The organism is Streptomyces sp. NPDC051561 (assembly GCF_044454195.1).
GTDB lineage: Bacteria > Actinomycetota > Actinomycetes > Streptomycetales > Streptomycetaceae > Streptomyces.
This window is the reverse complement of record NZ_JBITDM010000065.1, coordinates 1-1,715: the sequence shown is the minus strand read 5'-3', so window position 1 is coordinate 1,715 and position 1,715 is coordinate 1. Positions and strand designations below refer to the sequence as shown.

The 1,715-nt window shown below is 68.0% G+C and carries 1 protein-coding gene; it reads right to left on the bottom strand.

Annotation, left to right across the window (positions count from 1 at the left end; all coding sequences use genetic code 11):
- Positions 1-36: 36 nt before the first annotated feature.
- A complete protein-coding gene (locus ACIA73_RS41925) occupies positions 37-1,653 on the bottom strand; it encodes an ISL3 family transposase (RefSeq protein ID WP_399444280.1) in 1,617 nt (538 codons plus the stop codon).
- Between the last annotated feature and the right edge of the window lie 62 nt (positions 1,654-1,715).

The following is a 1,715-nucleotide window of genomic DNA, read 5'->3' as shown; positions in this document are numbered from 1 at the left end:
GGCTCTGGCGCTGATTTGGGGGTGCCGACTGGTGGATCACGGTGAGAGGAGGATGCGGCGTCGCAGGAGGTCGAAGTTGGCCCGGCCGTACATTTGTCTCTTCAGTAATTTGATGCGGGTGACGTTGCCTTCGACCGCTCCGGAGGTGAGGGTGGTGGTCAGGGCCGCGAGGACGGCTGCCCGGTCGCGCCGGATGCCGCCGGCCAGGGTCCGAAGTTCCCGTTGTCCGTCGAGGCGGACGTCGGCAAGCCAGACGTCGAGGGCCAGGTGCTCGTTGTGACGTTCGCGCACCATCGAGGCCAGACGCTGGGCATAGTCGGTGGTTGTGGCCAGTGCGGGGCTGCGTTCGCACAGCTCGGTGAGGTATTTGCGCTCGGTGTCGGTGAGCCGTTCGGGCCGTCGCATGATCCAGTTGGTGACGCGCCGTACGGTCAGATGCGGCAGCGGGACGTCCGTGGGAATTGCCCCGGTGCGGTAGGGCCGCAGGTGGCGGCGGACCGTGTTGACGTTGCCGCGGTAGCCCAACTGCTGGATCTCGCGGGTCAGTGCCGCGGCGTTGGTGCAGCCTTCCATCCAGCGGTGGTGCAGGTAGATGCGGTAGCCGTCGATCGTGCTGGGGCGCTGGGTTGCTGCGGCGAGGAGTTCTTCCACCTCGGTGGCGCGGGCGAAGCGGAGCACGGTGCCGCGGCTGAGGCGGAGTTCACGGGCGATGGCCCGCAGACTGTCGCCGCGCTGGATGCGCTCGTGGATCTGCTGGTGACGTTCGCGGGTGCGCGTGACCAAGGGCCGGATGCGTCCATGAATGTCCAGATCGCGTGAGACGTTGAACCCGGCAACCAGGGGCGCGAACGCGTCGTCCTGGCCGGATGGGACCGTGAGAGGTTCGCGCAGGTCGGCGCGGTGTCTGCCGACGATGCGTTCGACTGCTTCGGCAAGGTTGTGCAGCAGGTGCCAGGCGTCGGCCACCTGCCGGGCCTGCGGGGCACCGGCGCAGGCGCCGTCACGGAAAGAACCCGCGCGGTCGCGGCAGACGGTCCGCACCTCGGGATGATCGCGCAGCCAGTCGGCGAAGGTGTTCGCTGCCCGGTCGAGGAGGACATCGACGGGGCGGTGGGTGTTCATGTCGACGAGGATCGTCGCGTAGGTGTGACCGCGGCGCACCGCGAACTCATCGACGCCCAGGCACGGAACGGGCTGTGGCAGTGGTTCGGGCAGTGCCCGAATGAGGCGGAGTAAGGAGTCCTTGCTCGTGGTGATGGCCATGCGTCCGGACAGACGTGTTCCTGGACGTCCGCCCAGGAACAGGGCGATGTCGGTGAGCTGACTGGTGAGAGCGTTCGTGCGGCGCGCATACCGGCAGGTCAGGGCCGGGACCTGCTCGGCGAACGTCCGTCGGCCGCAACGGTCGTTGCTGCACACGAGACGACGTGCCCTCAGATCGAGCATCACCCGCCGGCCGGCGACAGAGCGGTCTGCGAGAGACCGCTGGTAGTAGCAGTGCACCCGTGAAGATCTCCGCCCGCACCCCGGACAGGCCGCCGAGCCCGCCGGAGACCGCACGACGAGCCGGACCTCGGATTCCCCAAGGACAACCCTCTCGACCTCCACCCCTACACCCGGCAGAAGTAGCTCAGCGACGCCCACCGCATCCATCACACAACAGGTGATGCCCACCCGTCCGCGATCGGGCACACCCCCAAATCAGCGACAGAGCC

What these genes read in the sequence shown, in the direction of transcription:
- ACIA73_RS41925 (WP_399444280.1), bottom strand. Translation starts at nt 1,653, where the DNA reads ATGGATGCGGTGGGCGTCGCTGAGCTACTTCTGCCGGGTGTAGGGGTG.